Source organism: Bacillus cereus group sp. MG1, assembly GCF_040460035.1.
Taxonomy (GTDB): Bacteria; Bacillota; Bacilli; order Bacillales; family Bacillaceae_G; genus Bacillus_A; species Bacillus_A cereus.
In genome coordinates this window covers 3,259,892-3,280,000 of sequence record NZ_JARVGY010000001.1, presented here as the reverse complement: position 1 = coordinate 3,280,000, position 20,109 = coordinate 3,259,892, and the positions used below count along the sequence as shown (strand labels likewise).

The window sequence follows — 20,109 nt, the reverse complement described above, 5'->3', positions numbered from 1 at the left end:
GAAAGCTTAGCGGATACACAGTCCATTTTAAATATTTTAACTGCAAAAGGGCTCAACCCAAACATTCACTGCATCGCTGAACTTCTTACTTCTGAACAAATACAAAATGCAACGAGAGCTGGCGCGTCAGAAATTATAGAAGGAAATAAATTAACGAGCTATGTATTTACCGCTTCTCTTTTATTCCCTTCCATTTCAGGTGTACTATTTTCACTTTACGACGAAATCTCTGATAATAAATTACAACTGATGAAGCTTCCATCGTCCTGCACCGGACAAACTTTTGCCAATTGTAGCTATACTCTTTTAAAGCAAAACATTCTCTTACTAGGTATAAAGCGCGACGAACAATATATGATTAATCCAGTTCATTCCTTTGTTCTCATTGAAAGCGACATACTCATTGTTATTCACCATTAGTAAAATGACGCTCTAATTCTTGCATGAGCACTTTCCCAATATTGATATATTTTCTTTTCACATCTCCATCTGGATCTTTCGGCTCAGCAAATTGATCCATTCCACTTGTTCCAGCTGTTAAAGTATTCACATTATCATCTAGTTCGTCTTGATATACGTGCGAAAGAATATACGGCGTTCCAAGACGAACTATTACGCCTGGTACATCTAGTTCTCCATCAATGGCTGTAAATGGCACTCGTAAAAATTGATACCCATCTTCTTCATCGATTTTGTAATCGAAGCATCCTTTATCATAATCCCAATTACCACCAATGCTATATCCAAGTGGTTTCATAATCTCTTCTAATTTATATAACGCATATGTACGTCCTTCTAAATTTGATTGAATCGGAATCAAGCCCATCCCTCCTAGACTTTTCCTTTAGCATACCCACTTTAGTTTGAATATACTGATGGACTTTTCGATAAAATAATAAAAAGCGACCGGAATCCGGTCGCTTTTTATTATTTTAAACGCTCTTCTAATTCTGCTTTTAATTCTTCAAATCCTGGTTTACCAAGTAAAGCAAACATGTTTTTCTTATATGCTTCTACTCCAGGTTGGTCAAATGGATTCACGCCTAATAAGTAGCCGCTCATCGCACATGCTTTTTCGAAGAAGTATACAAGGTAACCGAATGTGTACTCATTTAATTCAGGAATATTGACGATTAAGTTTGGTACTCCCCCGTCGCTATGTGCAAGTAATGTACCTTCGTATGCTTTTGTGTTTACGAAGTCTACAGTTTCACCAGCAAGGTAGTTTAATCCGTCTAAATCGTTTTCTTCTGATTCGATTGTTAGTTCATGTGTAGATTTGCCTACTTTAAGGACTGTTTCAAATAAGTCACGACGACCTTCTTGAACGTATTGACCTAATGAGTGTAAATCAGTTGAGAAGTTTGCTGAAGATGGGAAAATACCTTTTTGATCTTTTCCTTCACTTTCACCAAATAACTGTTTCCACCACTCAGCGAAGTATTGAAGTGCTGGTTCATAGTTAACAAGCATTTCAATTGTTTTTCCTTTATTGTATAAAGCGTTACGAACTACTGCATATTGGTAAGCTGGATTTTCTTCTAGTTCTGATGTTCCGAAGTCATCACGACCAGCAGCTGCACCTTTCATCATCTCTTCAATATTTAAGCCACTTACTGCGATTGGTAATAAACCAACTGGCGTTAATACAGAGAAACGACCTCCAACATCATCTGGAATAACAAATGTTTCGTAACCTTCGTTATCAGCTAATGTTTTTAATGCACCACGCGCTTTATCTGTAGTTGCATAAATACGTTTGCGAGCTTCTTCTTTTCCATACTTTTCTTCTAATAACTTACGGAAGATACGGAATGCTAGTGCTGGCTCTGTTGTTGTACCTGATTTGGAAATAACGTTAATAGAGAAGTCTTTACCTTCTAATACGTCCATTAAATCTTTCATGTAAGTGGAGCTAATGTTTTGTCCAACAAATAGCACTTGTGGAGTTTTACGTTGTTCTTTAGAAAGCGTGTTGTAGAAAGAATGGTTTAACATTTCGATTGCTGCACGTGCTCCTAAGTAAGAACCACCGATACCTACAACAAGTAAAATGTCAGAGTCATTTTTAATTTTTTCTGCGCATTTTTGAATGCGAGCAAATTCTTCTTTGTCATATTGAAGCGGAAGGTCTACCCACCCAAGGAAATCGTTCCCAGCTCCAGTTTTTTCGTGGATTGCGTGATGTGTTACTTTCACTGCATCACGTAAATAAGTGATTTCATGTTCACCGATGAAGGATAACGCTTTAGAATAGTCGAACGTTACATGTGTACTCATCTTTTTCCCTCCAATTATGGATATGTATTTCTGTATTCACTTTAGCGAAACTGAAGTTGTAAATCAAGCGATTCAAACATTGTAAACGTAACCAATATATATTTTTTAGAAAAAGTTCATTTTTTGCATAAAAATTCGCATTTTTCGGTATAGATGTATATACATCTTCTTTCAAACATTTTTTATGTATAAAAACAACATAACTACCCCATTCTATAAAAGAGTTAATTAACTCATCGCTTGCTCATGCTTCACAATTAAGGGGGGCTTTTTCATGAGTACTTTACAACGTATCGCATTAGTCTTTACTGTAATTGGCGCTGTGAACTGGGGACTAATCGGGTTTTTCCAGTTTGACTTAGTAGCAGCCATTTTCGGTGGACAAAATTCAGCTCTTGCACGTATTATTTACGGCATCGTTGGTATATCTGGGCTTATCAACCTTGGTTTACTGTTTAAACCATCTGAAAATCTTGGTACGCACCCAGAAACAAACGAAATTCGATAATCAGTATGTCCTTTCACCTCCGACATACGAATATGATTGCATGCAATCATATTTGCAAATATATATCATAAGATAAAGTAAAAGAGGAACGCTCATATGCGTTCCTCTTTTACTTTGTTAACTCGGACTCTTCAATCCATTCTGCCAACTTTTCTCGCAGCGTATTAAATCCGTTTTCAGATGGGTTCGGTATAAGAATCCTTCCTTGTTTTCTTTTCGCCGCTTTTAACGATAAACTCATTTTTCTGTGCTCTTCATCAATTGAAAGTACCTTTACTTCTACTGTATCGCCGACCTTTAAAAAGTCATGAATATCCTTTACATATCCATTTGTAATTTCAGATATATGCACAAGCCCTTGTGTTTCTGCATCTAACGCTACAAACGCACCGTAATCTTGAATTCCAGTCACTTTCCCTGTTACAACCACTCCTGTTGTATATTGTTCTGACATATGAAACACTCCCATACGTTTACCATTCTCTCTACAATTATAGAGAGCAAAGCAGATATATTTATTTTAAATATCCGATTGGTTAGTACGCATTCTAGATAACGTTATCTAGAATGCGTATACCTTATATTAGTAAATTATACCACTATGACAGAACTCATTCAAAATTCATGAAAAATTTCCCTTAAAGAAGTATAATTATCCAATATTGGGATAGACTACTAACACATGGCTTTCTAGTATTCCCCCCCTTTTATGGACAAAACGTATTACGTTTTGTCCTTTTTTTATTCTCTACAAACCGTTCCATTCTCTTCATTGCTTCCATAAGTTGTTCAAGCGATGTTGCATAAGAACAACGAATAAAACCTTCACCACTTTCGCCAAATACGGTACCAGGGACAACAGCCACTTTTTCTTCCAGCAATAACTGTTCTGCAAATTCCGCTGAAGATAATCCTGTTGAAGATATAGAAGGGAAAACATAAAATGCTCCGCCTGGCACATGACACGTTAAGCCCATTTCATTGAAAGATTTCGTCATGAAGTTACGACGCTTCTTATAACTATCTCTCATTCGAATCACTTCATCGTTCCCTGCGCGTAACGCCTCAAGTGCTGCAAACTGAGACATCGTCGGTGCACACATCATTGAATACTGATGGATTTTGAGCATTAATTCTGAAAATTGAACAGGAGCTGCAATCATACCGAGACGCCATCCTGTCATCGCAAACCCTTTTGAAAATCCCGAAATTAAAATCGTATGCTCACGCATATTTTTAATACTCGCGAAACTTGTATATACTTCGTCGTATACAAGCTCTGCATAAATTTCATCAGATAATACAATTAGATTGTACTTCTCAACAATCACTGCTATTTCTTCAAGCTCGGATTTATTTAGCATTGCACCTGTCGGGTTATTTGGTGAACAAAGCAAAATCGCCTTTGTTTTCGCTGTAATAACTGCTTCAATCTGTTCTGGTAGTACTTTAAACTCGTTTTCTAAAGTAGTCGCCACAGGAACCGGAACTCCTCCAGCTAATGTCACAAGTGGTGCATAAGAAACGAAGCTTGGTTCAATAATGAGCACTTCATCATCAGGATTTATAATGGCGCGCATCGCTACATCTAACGCCTGGCTCGCTCCAACTGTAACAATGATTTCATCACTTGGGTCATAAGATACTGCAAATTGTTTTTTTAGATACTTTGCTATTTCTTGACGGAGCTCTAATAATCCTGCATTTGCTGTATATGACGTATACCCTTGTTCCAAAGAACGAATACATGCTTGCCTTACATTCCAAGGGGTAACAAAATCTGGCTCTCCTACCCCGAGGGAGATAACACCTTTCATATTTGCTGCTAAATCAAAAAATTTTCGAATACCAGATGGTTTTAAAGATTCTGCTGATCTAGATAGTTCAAATTGCTTCATGGTGTCACCACAATTCGCTTATCATCATCGTCTTTTTCATAAATAACACCCTCATGTTTATACTTCTTCAAAATGAAATGAGTAGTTGTAGAAACGACAGATTCAATTGTTGCTAATTTCTAAGAAACAAACATCGCTACTTCCCCCATCGTTTTCCCTTCTAATGTAATAGAAAGATCATATGTCCCTGACATTAAATAAACGGATTTCACTTCTGAATAACGATAAATTTGCTCAGCAACCGCATCAAATCCAACGCCATGCTTTGGCGTAACTTTCACATCGATCATTGCCGTTAAACCTGTATGTTCTTTCACTTTCGTCCAATCGATATGTGTTACATAATCCACAATAATCTTTTCATTTTCTAATCTCGCAACCATCTTCTTTACTTCTTCTACTTCTATATTTAACAGCTTCGCTAATGTATCTACAGATAATCGACTACTCTTTTCAAGACAAGCTAATAATTCTAATTCTTTTTCTGTCACCATATAAATCATCCTTCCTTTTCGTTTGTGTCTAAATTATACAAATACCCTTTCAAGTTTGAAAAGAAGATTTTTCTATTGAATTATGTCAAAATAAAGTGAAACTTTAATCAGCGGAAAAATGCGGGATAAAGCGAAAGGGGATGGAACCGTGAAACCAAAAGTTTATATTGCTGAACCAGTTCCAACATTTGTAGAAAACTATTTATCAGAACACTGTGATTATGAAAAATGGGATCAAAATGAGAAAGTACCTCGTGATATTCTATTAGAGAAAATACAAGATAAAGATGGGTTATTAAATTTCGGATCTGCTATTAATGAAGAATTACTGACAGTAGCTCCTAACTTAAAAGTAGTGAGCAACATTTCTGTCGGTTACGATAATTTTGATTTACAAGCGATGAAAAACCGAAATGTTATCGGAACAAATACACCATACGTATTAGATGATACAGTAGCTGATCTCGTTTTCGCCCTTATGCTATCAGCTGGGCGCCGCGTTTGCGAACTCGATTCTTACGTGAAAAATGGTGAATGGAACGCTGAAATCGGAAAAGAACACTTCGGACTAGATGTACACCATAGCACAATTGGTATTATCGGTATGGGCCGAATTGGAGAAGCCGTTGCAAAACGAGCAAAATTCGGATTTGATATGAATGTTCTTTACTATAACCGCCGTCGTAAAGAAGAAGCTGAACAAAAATTCGATGCTACATATTGTGATTTACAGACGCTACTGAATCAGTCTGACTTTATTGTTCTTCTTACTCCATTAACAGATGAAACATATCACCTTATCGGAGAAAAGGAATTTTCATTAATGAAAGACACAGCAATCTTCATTAATGCTTCTCGCGGCAAAACAGTAGATGAAAAAGCGTTAATCCATGCTTTAACAGAAAAGAAAATCTTTGCAGCAGGTATCGATACATTTACACAAGAGCCGATTCAAAAAGATAATCCACTCTTATCATTACAAAATGTTGTGACTTTACCACATATCGGATCTGCAACATTAAAAACTCGTCAGCAAATGGCCATGACCGCCGCTGAAAATTTAGTTGCAGGGTTACAAGGAAAAACACCGCCTAATATTGTTCGCGGGTAATACTGAATAAACGAAAGGCAAGATGACATCGTCATCTTGCCTTTTTTTGTTAACATATTTTCTTCTTCCTTGGAGATGATATGAACAAAAATCAATGGAGTGACAAAAAATGAATCATAAATATACTTGTCCTTATTTCACTTTTTCCACTCGCGGCACTACTGTTCATTACGAATTGTATGAACATGATAATAAAACAGAACGTCCTACTTTCATACTCGTTCACGGCTTTTTATCTTCCTCATTCAGTTACCGCCGTCTAATTCCTTTACTATCGAAGGAAGGAACAGTCATTGCTCTTGATTTGCCACCGTTCGGAAAAAGTGATAAGTCTCATCTGTTTAAGTATTCTTATCACAATTTAGCAACGATTATTATTGATTTAATTGAACATTTATCTCTCTCAAACATTGTATTAGTTGGGCATTCTATGGGTGGGCAAATTTCTCTCTATGTAAACCGTATACGTCCTGAACTCATTTCAAAGACGATTTTACTATGTAGCTCGAGCTATTTAGCGCGCGCAACCTTACCTTTACTATACTCTTCTTATTTACCGTTCTTTCATTTATACGTAAAGAACTGGATTATAAGGCGCGGCATTGTTCATAACTTAATGAATGTCGTTCATGATCACTCATTAATTGACGATGAAATGAAAAAAGGTTACTCCGCTCCTTTTTATGACGACCGTATATTTCCCGCTTTAACTCGCATGATACGAGACCGTGAAGGTGACTTATCTTCAACTGAATTACAAAAAATCGAAACACCTATCCTACTCATTTGGGGTGAAAAAGACCGCGTCGTCCCTGTACATGTAGGTCATCGTCTACACAAAGATTTACCGAATTCAAAATTTATTTCTTACGAAAATACAGGACATTTACTACCTGAAGAAAAGCCTGAACATGTTTATGAAGAAATTATCGCTTTTTCCGCGCAATAAAATGAAACTTTAATCAGCCTCCACCTAACTTCTTTGCTTCCGCTAAATTTTGAGGTGAAGGTCTTACTACCCAGCAGATAGCGGGATAATATAAAAAAGGCTGTCGGAAATCCCGACAGCCTATAATGAACAGCTTCCGCCTTCTTTTATTACAAGTAATTCCACAGCTAATTTCTCACATTTTTCAAGCGCAGGTACTTCCTCAAAAGACATAAAGTATATATGTTGAATCTTCTTTGCGATATATTTTGGATCGTCAAACACACTTATGACGCTCACAACATCGCTCGCTTCTGTTTCATAAAACTCCGGTCCCATTTGAAACGGATCCCAATTCTTCACAACCTCTATCATCTTTTCATATGTACCCATTCGCTTCCCGCCTTTTCACTTTTTAATACTTTTCTTTATCCTATCACATCAGCTATTCTATAAGAAGAGAGAGAACTTTCATAACTTATTGGTTTTACAGAAGAAGGGAGCAAACTTATGCAACTATTTCATAAAGCAATCAATCGACGTGGAACGCATAGTATAAAATGGGATACATATAAAAACGAAGAACTTATCCATGCTTGGATTGCTGATATGGATTTTGAAGTACCAAAACCAATTCAAACTGCCTTAAAACAACGAATCGAACATCCGATTTTTGGCTATACACTTCCTCCCGAAAATATTGGAGATATTATTTGTAACTGGACAAAACAACAATACAACTGGGATATTCAAAAAGAATGGATTGTCTTTAGCGCCGGAATCGTTCCAGCTCTTAGTACGAGCATACAGGCTTTCATCAAAGAAAACGAATCTGTTCTCGTACAACCACCTATTTATCCTCCATTTTTCGAAATGGTCACAACAAACAACAGGCAGTTATGCGTGAGTCCATTACAGAAACAAAATGATACATATGTGATAGACTTCAAGCATTTAGAAAAGCAGTTTCAGCAAGGCATCAAACTCTTGCTTCTTTGTAGCCCTCATAACCCAATCGGACGCGTTTGGACGAAAGAGGAACTTGTGCAGCTCGGATCGTTATGTACTAAATATGACGTAATCGTTGTGGCAGATGAAATTCATTCCGATATCATTTATGCAGACCATACACATACACCGTTCGCTTCCTTATCTGAAGAATTAGCAGAGCGCACTATCACTTGCATGGCTCCAAGTAAAACATTTAATATCGCTGGATTACAAGCGTCGATCATTATCATTCCAAACGAAAAGCTCCGTCATGCCTTTACAGCCATCCAGTATAGACAAGGCTTCCACGGGTTAAATATCTTCGCTTATACAGCGATGCAAAGCGCCTATACAGAATGTAATGATTGGCTAAACGAAATTCGATTATATATAGAAGATAATGCTCAATTTGCTTGTGAATATATTAAAACTCACATACCTGCTCTTTCCGTAACGAAGCCAGAAGGTAGCTTTTTATTATGGATTGATTGTTCTCGTCTAAAGCTTTCTCAAAACGAGCGTACCGCACTACTTGAGGAAAAAGGAAAAATCATCGTTGAACCTGGTGAGAAATACGGGTTAGGTGGCGAAGAACATATTCGAATTAACATCGGCTGTCCACGATCTGTTTTAGAAGAAATTTTAAACAGACTGCGTCATACGTTTTCATAATAAGAAAGGAGTCTGTCCCGAATCATTCTTGGGGCAGACTCCTTTGTCATATTTTGTCGGTAAATCGATATATTTCAAGTTACAGTCGATATATTCCAATAATCGCCGATATAATTTGAGTTACAGTCGATATATTCCAATAATCGCTGATATATTTTCAATTACATTTCACAAAGAAAGCTACCATTCACGGTAGCTTTTACTTTTTCTTCATATCCGATGCTTTTTTTACAATTACGCCACAAGCAATTCGATCCCCTGATTTACCTGTCGGTTGTGTCATACCATCATCAGGGTTTTCTGTAATAATAATAGACGCTCCATCTTTTCTATGAATCGTCGTTTTCCCTTCTTCAAGTGTAATGTGAGGTGCATCGATTTCTGCTTTAATCTTTCCAGAACCATCTGCAACTACGTTCGGTAAATCACCGTTTTCTGCACCCTTCGGATTAAGGAGTCCATGCTTTTTATTATCAGGATTAAAATGATTCCCAGATGATTCAAATCGTGGTGCTTTACACTCACCAATTTCGTGCACATGTATGCCGTGCGGGCCTGGCGTGAAACCTTCCCCTTTAATCTTAATTTTCACTCCGCTTGTTTGCTGAGTTACTTTCGCAGTCCCCACTTCATCACCTGAAGCATTATGTAATTTCACGTCAATTTCTTTCGGCTTTCCTTGGTCACAACCTGCCATCAGAAATAGTAAACAACAACTGAAAAAAAGCCGTTTTTTCATTTTATTCCCTCCAAAATATATTCTGCCCTTAGATTGTCCGAGCATAGAAGGAAACATACAAAAATGAGTTACTGTTTCTTTTCAGCTAATAGTTTTTCTTCAACTTTCTGTAATCGGTCTGCTTCTCTTTTTGATATACGAATAAACATGCGCCACGTGGCAATAGCACCGATAATAAATAGAACGCAAACAATCCCCGGAATAATATATTCTGTTTTATCTTCCGGAAAATATAAAGGCATCATATAGAACACTCCTTATTATAGGATTTATAAAACATCAGAATTTTCTGTTATATTTTTTTAAATTATAGTGCAACCTCCCCATATTCTCAAGGGGCGTTCTGAAAACGAAGGATTTCTTTGACTCCTTCCCTCACTTTCCTTACTATAAACTTGAGGTGAAAAATATGAGAGAAACATTTGAAATTGGTGAAATCGTTACTGGTATTTATAAAACAGGAAAATACATTGGTGAGGTTACAAATAGCCGCCCTGGCAGTTACGTCGTAAAAGTATTAGCTGTTTTAAAGCATCCGGTGCAAGGTGACTTACATAACGTAAAACAAGCTGACGTACCATTTTTCCACGAAAGACGTGCTTTAGCTTTTCGTGAGCAAACGAACATTCCAGAACAAATGGTGAAGAAATATGAAGGAGAAATTCCGGATTATACAGATTCACTAAAATTAGCATTAGAAACTCAAATGAATTCATTTTCTGAAGATGATTCACCTTTTGCAGAGCGTAGTCTAGAAACATTAGAACAGTTAAAGAAAGACTACAAACTCTAAAAAACAAAACGACCAAATTACATAATGTGCAATTTGGTCGTTACTGTGTGCTCACTTTCTTTAACACTTTTGAAAAATCAACAAGTTCTCCTAATGTTGGAGGTGCTGGTTTTACTAAATACTCTTTATCTTTTTCTACTAGTTTAAAAATGTTGTACGTCGTCATTGCATCATCAAGCGCACAATGATGCTTCCCTGTCCCTACTTTTCCATACGCCTCAATTGCTTTCCATAATCCTGTTTGATTTCTTTCTCCAAAAAACTTCTTATACTCAAGAGATAAATCACGACACTGTCCGAAGAATGGAAAAGCTATCCCTGCCATTTCACAATTATGCTTCAGCACTTTCATATCCATATTTCCCCACGTTACAATTGTCGGTTTACATTTCGTTTCGTATTCTGAAAGCTTCTTAACGAGTTCAGGAAATGAAATCCCTTTATCCACGACTTCTTGTTTTATTCCTAAAAACTTCTTACATCGATCCGTTAAAGAGGGAAATGTTTTCGGCCTAACATGTGATGAATACGTATCTTCTACCTTACAGCCAGCAACTGAAACGAGTCCTACCTCAATAATCTCTGGAAAAAATCCTTTCGGTTTCTTTCTATGCTGGGGCATCGTAAACTCAAAGTCTAAAAATAAAAATCGTTGTTCATCCATACGATCCCTTCCTTATCATTTTTGTCATTCCTTTCTATTTGACACTCCTACACGAACAAGCTCGAATGCTAATTCCATTTTAAATATTCAGATTGGATGTATCTTATATATATGTCAAATGCCCACAAATATTTTAAAAAATAAGAAAAAATGACCTATGCAGAAAATATGACAAAATCTCTCCTTTCATTTACATCCGCCATTTTCCTACTTTATAATGACGTTATGTGTGTTTCTTCTAGAGCATTTTTGACACACTAAGAAAAAGTGAATGAAAGGAGATGAGATTTTTGCACGAAACAACGCAAGAACTCGCTAACTGGCAGTATTATTTTGCTATCGCAGTCTTTTTAATTACATATGCCATTATTATTTCTGAAAAAATTAATCGCGCTGTCATCGCACTTCTTGGTGCAGCACTCATGGTAATTGTGGGGGTCGTCGATTTACATAACGCCTTTACGAAACATATTGAATGGGGAACGATTACGCTACTCATCGGTATGATGATTTTGGTGAACATTACGAGTAAATCAGGTGTCTTCCAATACGTTGCCATTAAAGCAGCAAAAGGGGCACAAGGAAATCCAATTAAAATTTTAATTTCACTTTCCTTACTTACCGCGCTTGGCTCCGCATTTTTAGATAACGTTACAACTGTACTTCTTGTTGTTCCAGTTACTTTATCTATTACGCGCATACTGCAAGTAAATCCTGTTCCTTATTTACTTTCTGAAATTATTTTTTCAAACATTGGAGGAACAGCAACATTAATTGGTGATCCACCTAACATTATGATTGGTTCTGCAAATAAGCATTTAGACTTCAATGCTTTCCTATTGAATCTAGCACCTATTGTAATTATTATTATTGCAGTTACAGCGATAATACTTTACTTCATGTATCGCAAACAATTAATTGCCGATCCTGTACAAGTTAAAAAATTAATGAGCTTAGATGAAAAACAATACATTAAAGACCCAGTATTAATGAAAAAATCTTTAACGGTACTTGGACTTACAATTGTAGGTTTCATGACTCATTCTATTTTCCATATCGATGCCGCTATTATCGCCTTAACTGGTGCTACTGTACTTATGTTAATTGGTGTGAAAGAGCATGAAATTGAAGAAGTATTTGCAAGCGTAGAGTGGGTAACAATCTTCTTCTTCGCAGGGTTATTCGTACTTGTTGGAGGACTTATCGATATCGGTCTTATCAAAATGTTAGCTCAAAAAGTAATTGGTATAACAGGCGGAGATATTTCTTACGCATCCATCCTTATTTTATGGGTATCTGGTATCGCCTCTGCAACAATTGATAACATCCCATTCGTCGCAACAATGATTCCACTTATTAACGATATGGCAGTTGGGCTAGGCTTATCACCATCTGACGCACAAATCGATGTATTATGGTGGGCATTAGCACTAGGTGCTTGTCTGGGCGGAAACGGAACATTAATCGGAGCTTCTGCTAACGTAATCGTTGCAGGTATCGCGAGCCGCGAAGGACATAAATTTAGTTACATGGACTTCCTAAAAGTCGGTTTCCCAATTATGATCGTTTCATTAATCATTTCTCACATTTATATTTATTTACGCTACCTTATGTAGTAGAAAAAGCGCTCTGATAATCAGGGCGCTTTTTTACTTATAGCTACTTATCAACAAAAATGAAAAATCTACTCTTTATATCTCACCGGTTCATTTCGAATAATAAATAAGTGAATCGGTAAGAACACCGAAAATGTGATTACATGAATAATCGTAAATAATATAGAGTTCGTTCCGTATCTGTCTAAAATAGCGTAGATAAGATAAATGGACAATACAATCGATACAGCTGTTGCTAGTAAACTTATAATTGGTACGAAATTAAAAATGAAACATGCAACATATATGCCGAATACTTTCCACCCTGCTTCTTCTTTCAAAAAATCTGGTAATTTATCTTTCGCTAAGTCCCCCCACGTCTTACTATTCAAAAACGGAATAAACGCAAGCACCCCGTCCGTTGCACCATCATTTTTCGCCATCGAATAAAGTGCAAAAGCCGTTAACAAATATGAAATAATTGCCCAAATCAATATAACAAGAATAAACGCAAAACTAAGAGCAAAGAAACCTGCTAGTACGCCTTGATCCTCCATCTTATCCTCTCCTCTCTACTTTCAACATATTTCATTACATTGCAAGTTATGTTTTAAAATTTATCCAAACTCTTTGTATAATAAGAGAAGAAAGAGAATAAGAGAGGAGAAACACGTATGCATCCATTTGTAAAAGCATTACAAGAGCATTTTACAGCTCATCAAAATCTTGAAAAAGCAGAACCTATGGCTCGTTATATGAAAAATCACTTCCCATTTCTAGGTATTCAAACACCGGAAAGACACCAATTATTAAAAGACATCATTCAAATACATACTCTCCCAGATAAAAGAGACTTCCAAATTATCGTACGTGAACTTTGGGACTTACCAGAACGTGAATTCCAAGCGGCTGCACTTGATATTATGCAAAAATATAAAAAGCATATAAACGAAACACATATCCCCTTCTTAGAAGAATTGATTGTAACAAAATCTTGGTGGGACACTGTCGATAGCATCGTACCTACATTTTTAGGTAATATCTTTTTACAACATCCAGAATTGATTTCTGCCTATATCCCAAAATGGATTGCATCAGATAACATTTGGTTACAACGTGCCACTATTTTATTCCAACTCAAATATAAACAAAAGATGGATGAAGAACTTCTTTTCTGGATTATTGGACAACTACATTCTTCAAAAGAATTTTTCATTCAAAAAGCAATTGGCTGGGTCCTTCGTGAATATGCAAAAACAAATCCGGATGTAGTTTGGGAATACGTGCAAAACAATGAGCTCGCTCCATTAAGTAAGCGCGAAGCAATTAAGCATATTAAACAAAATTACCGAATAAATAACGAAAAAATAGGCGAGACTCTATCATAGATAGACGCGTTCCTCTATTGAGATTTAAAAAAGAACGTGTTAGAATATGTTCATTATTATTAATATAAGTAGCGATGACGGACTTATAAGTACTTGCATAAAAAGCGATTCAGGGATAGTGAAAGCCTGAAGCCGCAAGGAAACGGCAGTCCTGAGCAATACATGATAAAGTGGATGCACCTTTTGTGTATCAACTAGGGTGGAACCGCGGGCAAACGCTCGTCCCTAGGCAAATAAGCCTTGGGATGAGCGTTTTTTTATGTTCTTTTTAACATATACTGCCCGTTTCCAAAGTATCAGAGTATGTCATCGCCAATACGTTAACTTTCAAAAGGAGGATTTTCTTATGTATTCAATGGAACAAGTTGTAAACTTAGCGAAACATCGCGGTTTTGTTTTCCCTGGTTCTGAAATTTACGGTGGTCTTGCAAACACTTGGGATTACGGTCCACTTGGAATCGAATTAAAAAATAATGTTAAAAAAGCTTGGTGGAAAAAATTCATTCAAGAATCTCCACACAACGTTGGTTTAGACGCAGCTATTTTAATGAACCCTAAAACTTGGATCGCTTCTGGTCACGTTGGTAACTTCAACGATCCAATGATCGACTGTAAAAAATGTAAAGCTCGTCACCGTGCTGACAAATTAATTGAGGATGCTTTAGATGCAAAAGGCATCGAAATGGTTGTTGACGGTCTTACTTTCGACCAAATGGCTGACTTAATGAAAGAACATGAAGTAAAATGTCCTGATTGCGGTAGTGAAGAATTTACTGAAATCCGTCAGTTCAACTTAATGTTCAAAACATTCCAAGGTGTTACAGAGTCTAGCACAAACGAAATCTTCCTTCGTCCTGAAACAGCACAAGGTATTTTCGTAAACTTCAAAAACGTTCAACGCTCTATGCGTAAAAAGCTTCCATTTGGTATCGGCCAAATCGGTAAGAGTTTCCGTAACGAAATCACACCTGGTAACTTCACATTCCGTACACGTGAATTTGAACAAATGGAACTTGAATTCTTCTGTAAGCCTGGTGAAGATTTAGAGTGGTTCGCATTCTGGCGTGAAACTTGTAAAAACTGGTTACTTTCACTTGGTATGTCTGAAGAGAGCATGCGTCTTCGTGACCACGGTGAAGAAGAGTTATCTCACTACAGTAATGCAACAACTGACATTGAATTCAAATTCCCATTCGGTTGGGGCGAACTTTGGGGCGTTGCATCTCGTACAGACTTCGACTTAAAACGTCACATGGAACACTCAAACGAAGACTTTAACTATATCGATCCACAAACGAATGAGCGTTACGTACCATACTGCATCGAGCCATCTTTAGGCGCAGACCGCGTAACATTAGCATTCTTATGTGATGCATATGAAGAAGAGCAATTAGAAAACGATTCTCGTACAGTTCTTCGTTTCCACCCTGCTTTAGCACCATACAAAGCAGCTATCTTACCATTATCTAAAAAGCTATCTGAAGGTGCTACTGAAGTATTCGCAGAATTAGCTAAAGACTTCATGGTAGACTTTGATGAAACTGGTTCTATCGGTAAACGTTACCGTCGTCAAGACGAAATCGGTACACCATTCTGTATCACATACGACTTCGACTCAGTTGAAGACAAAGCTGTTACAGTACGTGACCGTGACACAATGGAACAAGTTCGTATGCCAATTAGCGAACTAAAAGGTTTCTTAGAGAAGAAAATCCAGTTCTAATTATAAGAAAAAGAGGCTGCTCATATAAAATGTACCCTATAGAATAGACACTTGAAAAAAGTCTATTCTATAGGGTATTTCTTGTATAATAAAAGGAAAATTGGGATCGGAGAATGTTGAAAATGACAAAAAAACTATTTACAGAAAGAGAAATTCAAATTCTATCAAATAACCTATACGTAAAATCTGTAAGTCAGAAAGGTATCACTTATACAGAGGAATTTAAGCATATTTTTATTGAGGAAAATGAAAAAGGAAAGCTACCTCGAAATATTTTTGAAGAATGTGGTTTTGATATAGATATGATTGGAATGAAACGAGTTATGTCATCGGGAAGTAGATGGCGTGCTGCTTATAGAAAAAATGGTGTATTGGGTTTAAGGGATACACGTATCGAAAACGCTGGAAGAACTCTTGAGAGAGAGCTTACGTTAGAAGAAAAGTATGCCCGTTTAGAAGCCGAACGAAACTTACTAAAGGCGGAAAACGAATTGCTAAAAAAAATCAAACTTATGGAAGGGAGGATGAGAAGGAAATAACACTACCACCTAGTCAGAAATTCATCTTGATTCGTTCTGTCATCATGAAATACAACTTAAGGAATATGGTCAGTCATTTGTGTAAAGTAGCTGGTGTATCCCGTTCGGGATACTATAATTACTTTTCAGTTTCATCTCAAGAACAACGGAAACAAAAGAGTGATCGAGATGAAATCTTGAAGGAAACCATATTAAAAGCACTTCGATTTAGAAATAGAAACAAAGGGGCTCGTCAGATAAAGATGACATTGGCGGGTCAGTTTCAAGTTGTCTACAATTTAAAGCGTATCCGTAGAATTATGAAGAAATACGAGATTATCTGTCCGGTTCGCAAAGCGAATCCTTATAAAAGAATGCTTAAAGCTACAAAAGAACATCGAATAGTACCAAATCAATTAAATCGGGAATTTAAACAAAATACCCCAGGGAAAACACTTCTTACAGATATCACCTATTTAGTTTACGGTAAGAATCAAAGGGCCTATTTATCTACAATTTTAGACGGCTCAACTAATGAAATTTTAGCTTACCATGTTTCAGAACAGATGACATTAGAGCTCGTAACGACAACTCTCCATAAACTAAAAAGGAATCCGCGGATTCGATTGACTGAAGGTGCTTATATTCATTCAGATCAAGGATCCCACTACACAAGCCCTACCTATCAAAAGCTAGTTAAAAAGCTAAACCTAGGACAATCCATGTCAAGAAGAGGAAACTGTTGGGATAACGCCCCACAAGAATCATTTTTTGGTCATCTGAAAGATGAAGCTCATATAAAACCTTGCGTGTCCTTTAATGAATTGAAACAAGAGATTAAGAAATATATGACGTATTATAATCATTATAGATATCAATGGAATTTAAAAAAGATGACTCCTGTTGGATACAGAAACCATCTTCTTGATGTTGCCTAACTTTTTTCAAAATGTCCTTTACAAAGGGTACAGATTAATAAGAGCGCCTCTTTTTTATTTTTCACGTTTTTCTTTAATTGCTACTGTACATCTTGATATACATAGTAAATCATCATTTTCATCAATAATGCGAACATCCCAAACCATTGTCGATTGTCCTCTATGTATTGGTGTTCCAATCGCTGTTACAATTCCATCTTTCTTTGAGCGAATGTGGTTCGCATTAATTTCTAATCCGAAACAAATACATTTTTCTTGATCAATTAAATTATATGAACCAACACTTGCCACTGTTTCTGCTAATGCAACCGATGCACCACCATGTAAAAATCCAAATGGCTGATGCGTACGCTCATCAACAGGCATCGTAGCAACCACCTTATCTTCTGTCATCTCTAACAACTCAATTCCAAGTGAATCCATTAAAGTTTTTGCCATATCGCTTCCCCCTTCTCTTACTTTAATTAAATGTATAATTTTACCTATTTATTTTCAAACTACTTATAACACTTATATAAGGAGGCTTCACCTAAATGAAACAGAAATTTTGTATATTACTGCTTATGTTCTCCTTGCTGACTATTGTACCAAATTGTGCAATAACAGCCAAAGCATCTAACCTGACAATCGATGTTAAGACTGTAACGCAAAAAGGTAAGAAACCTTATATAGAATATCAAATAAACAGGCCTTATTTTCACGAATTTTCTGACTCTAAATTTCAAAATAAACTCAATTTATACTACAAAAAATCCACTGACAAATTTAAAACCAAATTAGAAAAAGAAGCAAAAAAATATTATAAAGAGACAGAAGGATCTAGTACACCATTTCATCCGTACGTAGCAAATGTTGATTATAAAGTCTCTTTAAACAAACCACCTTTTCTTAGCCTATATGTGAATTACTATCAATATACTGGTGGAGCACACGGTCTTTATACGTGGAAGGCAAATACATTCGATTTAAACGAAAAAAAGGTACTGCACTTAGACGATTTATTTCAACAAAAGGATAAATATAAAGATGTAATCCGTGCGGAGATTGTACGACAAATTAAACAAAATGAAAGCATTTATTTTCCTGATGCAACTGAAAAAGTAATGAGTATGAAAAAATTCCACTTCTTTTTAGAGCCAGACAATCTCGTCATTTATTTCCCTTTATATGAGATTGCTCCCTATTCAAGTGGAATTCCGCAATTTCGTATTCCATATACGTTGCTAAGAGACTATTTAAAGCCTTCTTATCAAAATATTTTGATTGACAACAAGTAAATATTTTCGCTACGATAATGTTAACCTAAAAACAACAGGAGGTTAACATTATGAGAAGATTTCATGTTTTAGATTTAGCATTAGCTGCCATGTTCGTTGCTCTTATGGCAATCGGTGCAAATATTGTATCTTGGGCACCATTCCTTCAAGTAGCAGGCATCCCATTATCTATGCAACCATTTTTCGCAATTTTAGCAGGTCTTCTTCTTGGAAGTAGACTTGGTGCCTTATCCATGACTGTATATATGCTCGTTGGCGTAGTCGGCGCACCAATCTTCGCTAACTTCAAAGCTGGATTTGGAGCACTTTTAGATCCTACTGGTGGTTTTATTATCGCATTTATTATCGTTGCTTACGTATCCGGAAAACTAGTAGAACAAAAAGAAAGACCAACATTCATTACATTTGCAATTGCCTCTTTCACAGGAATTATTTTAACTTATATAATCGGTACTACTTACATGTACGGGGCAGTCAATCTCTTTATGGGCGGTAATATGAGCTATAAAGCTGCTTGGATGATTATGATGTGGTTTGCAGTAAAAGATATTGCATTTACAATTATCGGTGCTATTATCGCACCTCGCATATATTATGCTGTGCGTCGTTCTGCTTATCAGCATTCTCATTCGACGATTTCATAATAAAAAAATGAGTTATTTCAGTATACTGAAATAACTCATTTTTTATTATGACTCTTGATTCGCTTGTTCTTCTAAAATTTTCTTCATCATTGCAACCATGTCATCACGTAATTCTGGGTGTTGCAGGGCCATTTCAATTGTCGTTTGAACGAATCCTAGCTTTTCACCTACGTCGTAGCGCTTTCCTTCGAAATCGTAGGCAAATACACGTTGGATTTCATTTAAGCTTTGGATTGCATCTGTTAACTGAATTTCACCACCAGCACCGACATGTTGCTGTTCTAAGAACATAAAGATTTCAGGCGTTAAAATGTAGCGCCCCATAATCGCTAAGTTTGAAGGAGCTGTACCTTGTGCTGGTTTTTCAACGAAATTGCGAACTTGGTAACGACGACCTTCTTGTTCTAATGGATCGATAATTCCATAGCGATGTGTTTCCGACTCCGGAACAGTTTGTACACCAATAACAGAAGAAAGTGTTTTTTCATACTCATCCATTAATTGACGTAAACACGGTTTCTCAGCTTGGACAATATCATCACCTAGTAACACTGCAAATGGCTCATCACCAATGAATTTACGTGCACACCAAACAGCATGTCCTAGTCCCTTCGGCTCTTTTTGACGGATGTAATGAATATCTACCATTTTTGAAGAAGCTTGTACTTTTTCAAGCAACTCATATTTTTTCTTCTCTAATAAGTTTTGTTCTAGTTCAAATGCGTTATCAAAATGATCTTCGATAGAGCGCTTTGTTTTACCAGTAACAATAATAATATCTTCGATTCCCGATTTCACTGCTTCTTCTACAATGTATTGAATCGTTGGTTTATCTACTATCGGTAACATTTCTTTCGGCATTGCTTTCGTTGCTGGTAAAAAACGTGTTCCTAATCCAGCTGCTGGGATTATCGCTTTTCTTACTTTTTTCATCACAAAATACCCTCTC

Annotated in this window: 23 protein-coding genes and 1 pseudogene (1 of these 24 running past the window's edge); 12 read left to right on the top strand and 12 right to left on the bottom strand. The window is 36.5% G+C overall.

Annotated elements, in window-relative coordinates; translation table 11 throughout:
• Positions 1–420, top strand: the end of a protein-coding gene (locus tag QCI79_RS17140; RefSeq protein WP_000842321.1) for a potassium channel family protein. 576 nt of this gene lie to the left of the window's left edge; the window shows 420 of its 996 coding nt (coding positions 577–996); its start codon lies beyond the left edge, outside the window; the stop codon is at positions 418–420.
• On the opposite strand, the gene QCI79_RS17135 is transcribed toward QCI79_RS17140, so the two are convergent.
• Positions 407–820, bottom strand: a complete 414-nt coding sequence (locus tag QCI79_RS17135; protein WP_000612334.1) for a YugN-like family protein — start codon at positions 818–820, stop codon at positions 407–409. The genes QCI79_RS17140 and QCI79_RS17135 overlap by 14 nt on opposite strands.
• Positions 821–927: 107 nt before the next feature.
• Positions 928–2,280, bottom strand: coding sequence for a glucose-6-phosphate isomerase (locus tag QCI79_RS17130; RefSeq protein WP_000103658.1), 1,353 nt, complete (start codon positions 2,278–2,280; stop codon positions 928–930).
• 274 nt (positions 2,281–2,554) lie between these two features.
• On the opposite strand from QCI79_RS17130, the gene QCI79_RS17125 reads away from it, so the two are divergent.
• Complete coding sequence (locus QCI79_RS17125) at positions 2,555–2,788, top strand: DUF378 domain-containing protein (protein WP_000105788.1); 234 nt, start codon at positions 2,555–2,557, stop codon at positions 2,786–2,788.
• 109 nt (positions 2,789–2,897) lie between these two features.
• On the opposite strand, the gene yugI is transcribed toward QCI79_RS17125, so the two are convergent.
• The 3 genes and pseudogenes from yugI to QCI79_RS17110 form a co-directional block, all read right to left on the bottom strand.
• Positions 2,898–3,242: a S1 domain-containing post-transcriptional regulator GSP13 gene (gene yugI / locus QCI79_RS17120; protein WP_000003764.1), complete on the bottom strand. Its 345-nt coding sequence runs from the start codon at positions 3,240–3,242 to the stop codon at positions 2,898–2,900.
• A 253-nt stretch (positions 3,243–3,495) separates the two neighbouring features.
• The gene (locus QCI79_RS17115) at positions 3,496–4,686 is read right to left on the bottom strand and encodes an aminotransferase (protein WP_000808527.1); all 1,191 of its coding nucleotides are present in this window, start codon (positions 4,684–4,686) and stop codon (positions 3,496–3,498) included.
• A pseudogene (locus QCI79_RS17110) lies at positions 4,683–5,180 on the bottom strand (Lrp/AsnC family transcriptional regulator). The gene QCI79_RS17115 and the pseudogene QCI79_RS17110 overlap by 4 nt, the downstream one beginning before the upstream one ends.
• 118 nt (positions 5,181–5,298) lie before the next feature.
• Here QCI79_RS17110 and QCI79_RS17105 point away from each other — a divergent pair.
• Complete coding sequence (locus QCI79_RS17105) at positions 5,299–6,291, top strand: 2-hydroxyacid dehydrogenase (protein ID WP_002005894.1); 993 nt, start codon at positions 5,299–5,301, stop codon at positions 6,289–6,291.
• 109 nt (positions 6,292–6,400) lie between these two features.
• A complete protein-coding gene (locus QCI79_RS17100; protein WP_001015858.1) occupies positions 6,401–7,240 on the top strand; it encodes an alpha/beta fold hydrolase in 840 nt (279 codons plus the stop codon).
• Positions 7,241–7,360: 120 nt separating this feature from the next.
• Here the strand turns inward: QCI79_RS17100 and QCI79_RS17095 are convergent, their stop codons facing one another.
• Complete coding sequence (locus tag QCI79_RS17095) at positions 7,361–7,612, bottom strand: YugE family protein (RefSeq protein ID WP_000537645.1); 252 nt, start codon at positions 7,610–7,612, stop codon at positions 7,361–7,363.
• A gap of 117 nt (positions 7,613–7,729) precedes the next feature.
• Between QCI79_RS17095 and QCI79_RS17090 the strand changes: the two genes are divergently transcribed.
• Positions 7,730–8,881, top strand: a complete 1,152-nt coding sequence (locus tag QCI79_RS17090) for a MalY/PatB family protein (RefSeq protein ID WP_001175814.1) — start codon at positions 7,730–7,732, stop codon at positions 8,879–8,881.
• 199 nt (positions 8,882–9,080) lie between these two features.
• Here QCI79_RS17090 and sodC read toward each other — a convergent pair whose 3' ends face one another.
• Together sodC and QCI79_RS17080 are read right to left on the bottom strand one after the other, a co-directional pair.
• Positions 9,081–9,620, bottom strand: a complete 540-nt coding sequence (sodC, locus tag QCI79_RS17085) for a superoxide dismutase [Cu-Zn] (protein WP_000746503.1) — start codon at positions 9,618–9,620, stop codon at positions 9,081–9,083.
• Positions 9,621–9,688: 68 nt separating this feature from the next.
• Positions 9,689–9,865, bottom strand: a complete 177-nt coding sequence (locus QCI79_RS17080) for a hypothetical protein (RefSeq protein WP_000982755.1) — start codon at positions 9,863–9,865, stop codon at positions 9,689–9,691.
• 164 nt (positions 9,866–10,029) lie between these two features.
• On the opposite strand from QCI79_RS17080, the gene kapB reads away from it, so the two are divergent.
• The gene (gene kapB, locus QCI79_RS17075; protein ID WP_001209340.1) at positions 10,030–10,413 is read left to right on the top strand and encodes a kinase-associated lipoprotein KapB; all 384 of its coding nucleotides are present in this window, start codon (positions 10,030–10,032) and stop codon (positions 10,411–10,413) included.
• Between the two features lie 40 nt (positions 10,414–10,453).
• Here the strand turns inward: kapB and kapD are convergent, their stop codons facing one another.
• The gene (gene kapD, locus QCI79_RS17070) at positions 10,454–11,077 is read right to left on the bottom strand and encodes a 3'-5' exonuclease KapD (RefSeq protein WP_000344358.1); all 624 of its coding nucleotides are present in this window, start codon (positions 11,075–11,077) and stop codon (positions 10,454–10,456) included.
• 290 nt (positions 11,078–11,367) lie between these two features.
• Here kapD and QCI79_RS17065 point away from each other — a divergent pair, with 290 nt between their 5' ends.
• Positions 11,368–12,693, top strand: a complete 1,326-nt coding sequence (locus tag QCI79_RS17065; protein WP_000545231.1) for an ArsB/NhaD family transporter — start codon at positions 11,368–11,370, stop codon at positions 12,691–12,693.
• A gap of 68 nt (positions 12,694–12,761) precedes the next feature.
• On the opposite strand, the gene QCI79_RS17060 is transcribed toward QCI79_RS17065, so the two are convergent.
• Complete coding sequence (locus QCI79_RS17060; RefSeq protein ID WP_000390061.1) at positions 12,762–13,229, bottom strand: hypothetical protein; 468 nt, start codon at positions 13,227–13,229, stop codon at positions 12,762–12,764.
• A gap of 117 nt (positions 13,230–13,346) precedes the next feature.
• Between QCI79_RS17060 and QCI79_RS17055 the strand changes: the two genes are divergently transcribed.
• The 3 genes from QCI79_RS17055 (at position 13,347) to QCI79_RS17045 (ending at position 17,239) form a co-directional block, all read left to right on the top strand.
• Positions 13,347–14,060 (top strand): DNA alkylation repair protein, encoded by a 714-nt coding sequence (locus tag QCI79_RS17055; RefSeq protein WP_000553301.1) that lies wholly within the window; start codon positions 13,347–13,349, stop codon positions 14,058–14,060.
• Positions 14,061–14,406: 346 nt separating this feature from the next.
• Complete coding sequence (locus QCI79_RS17050) at positions 14,407–15,783, top strand: glycine--tRNA ligase (RefSeq protein WP_000287147.1); 1,377 nt, start codon at positions 14,407–14,409, stop codon at positions 15,781–15,783.
• Between the two features lie 113 nt (positions 15,784–15,896).
• Positions 15,897–17,239, top strand: a protein-coding gene (locus tag QCI79_RS17045) for an IS3 family transposase (RefSeq protein ID WP_087942833.1) whose coding sequence is annotated in 2 segments (ribosomal slippage) — positions 15,897–16,278 and positions 16,278–17,239 — 1,344 coding nt in all. Because the reading frame shifts where the segments join, the coding sequence is not laid out codon by codon here.
• 54 nt (positions 17,240–17,293) lie between these two features.
• Here QCI79_RS17045 and QCI79_RS17040 read toward each other — a convergent pair.
• The gene (locus QCI79_RS17040) at positions 17,294–17,677 is read right to left on the bottom strand and encodes a hotdog fold thioesterase (RefSeq protein ID WP_001140612.1); all 384 of its coding nucleotides are present in this window, start codon (positions 17,675–17,677) and stop codon (positions 17,294–17,296) included.
• A 95-nt stretch (positions 17,678–17,772) separates the two neighbouring features.
• On the opposite strand from QCI79_RS17040, the gene QCI79_RS17035 reads away from it, so the two are divergent.
• The gene (locus QCI79_RS17035; RefSeq protein ID WP_000810336.1) at positions 17,773–18,516 is read left to right on the top strand and encodes a DUF3298 and DUF4163 domain-containing protein; all 744 of its coding nucleotides are present in this window, start codon (positions 17,773–17,775) and stop codon (positions 18,514–18,516) included.
• Between the two features lie 50 nt (positions 18,517–18,566).
• A complete protein-coding gene (locus tag QCI79_RS17030) occupies positions 18,567–19,160 on the top strand; it encodes a biotin transporter BioY (RefSeq protein WP_021728483.1) in 594 nt (197 codons plus the stop codon).
• A 45-nt stretch (positions 19,161–19,205) separates the two neighbouring features.
• Here QCI79_RS17030 and galU read toward each other — a convergent pair whose 3' ends face one another.
• Complete coding sequence (gene galU / locus QCI79_RS17025) at positions 19,206–20,093, bottom strand: UTP--glucose-1-phosphate uridylyltransferase GalU (protein WP_002097988.1); 888 nt, start codon at positions 20,091–20,093, stop codon at positions 19,206–19,208.
• Positions 20,094–20,109: the final 16 nt, after the last annotated feature.

What these genes read in the sequence shown, in the direction of transcription:
- QCI79_RS17130 (WP_000103658.1), bottom strand. Translation starts at nt 2,280, where the DNA reads ATGAGTACACATGTAACGTTCGACTATTCTAAAGCGTTATCCTTCATC.
- QCI79_RS17125 (WP_000105788.1), top strand. Translation starts at nt 2,555, where the DNA reads ATGAGTACTTTACAACGTATCGCATTAGTCTTTACTGTAATTGGCGCT.
- yugI (WP_000003764.1), bottom strand. Translation starts at nt 3,242, where the DNA reads ATGTCAGAACAATATACAACAGGAGTGGTTGTAACAGGGAAAGTGACT.
- QCI79_RS17115 (WP_000808527.1), bottom strand. Translation starts at nt 4,686, where the DNA reads ATGAAGCAATTTGAACTATCTAGATCAGCAGAATCTTTAAAACCATCT.
- QCI79_RS17105 (WP_002005894.1), top strand. Translation starts at nt 5,299, where the DNA reads ATGCGGGATAAAGCGAAAGGGGATGGAACCGTGAAACCAAAAGTTTAT.
- QCI79_RS17100 (WP_001015858.1), top strand. Translation starts at nt 6,401, where the DNA reads ATGAATCATAAATATACTTGTCCTTATTTCACTTTTTCCACTCGCGGC.
- QCI79_RS17095 (WP_000537645.1), bottom strand. Translation starts at nt 7,612, where the DNA reads ATGGGTACATATGAAAAGATGATAGAGGTTGTGAAGAATTGGGATCCG.
- QCI79_RS17090 (WP_001175814.1), top strand. Translation starts at nt 7,730, where the DNA reads ATGCAACTATTTCATAAAGCAATCAATCGACGTGGAACGCATAGTATA.
- sodC (WP_000746503.1), bottom strand. Translation starts at nt 9,620, where the DNA reads ATGAAAAAACGGCTTTTTTTCAGTTGTTGTTTACTATTTCTGATGGCA.
- QCI79_RS17080 (WP_000982755.1), bottom strand. Translation starts at nt 9,865, where the DNA reads ATGATGCCTTTATATTTTCCGGAAGATAAAACAGAATATATTATTCCG.
- kapB (WP_001209340.1), top strand. Translation starts at nt 10,030, where the DNA reads ATGAGAGAAACATTTGAAATTGGTGAAATCGTTACTGGTATTTATAAA.
- kapD (WP_000344358.1), bottom strand. Translation starts at nt 11,077, where the DNA reads ATGGATGAACAACGATTTTTATTTTTAGACTTTGAGTTTACGATGCCC.
- QCI79_RS17060 (WP_000390061.1), bottom strand. Translation starts at nt 13,229, where the DNA reads ATGGAGGATCAAGGCGTACTAGCAGGTTTCTTTGCTCTTAGTTTTGCG.
- QCI79_RS17055 (WP_000553301.1), top strand. Translation starts at nt 13,347, where the DNA reads ATGCATCCATTTGTAAAAGCATTACAAGAGCATTTTACAGCTCATCAA.
- QCI79_RS17050 (WP_000287147.1), top strand. Translation starts at nt 14,407, where the DNA reads ATGTATTCAATGGAACAAGTTGTAAACTTAGCGAAACATCGCGGTTTT.
- QCI79_RS17040 (WP_001140612.1), bottom strand. Translation starts at nt 17,677, where the DNA reads ATGGCAAAAACTTTAATGGATTCACTTGGAATTGAGTTGTTAGAGATG.
- QCI79_RS17035 (WP_000810336.1), top strand. Translation starts at nt 17,773, where the DNA reads ATGAAACAGAAATTTTGTATATTACTGCTTATGTTCTCCTTGCTGACT.
- QCI79_RS17030 (WP_021728483.1), top strand. Translation starts at nt 18,567, where the DNA reads ATGAGAAGATTTCATGTTTTAGATTTAGCATTAGCTGCCATGTTCGTT.
- galU (WP_002097988.1), bottom strand. Translation starts at nt 20,093, where the DNA reads ATGAAAAAAGTAAGAAAAGCGATAATCCCAGCAGCTGGATTAGGAACA.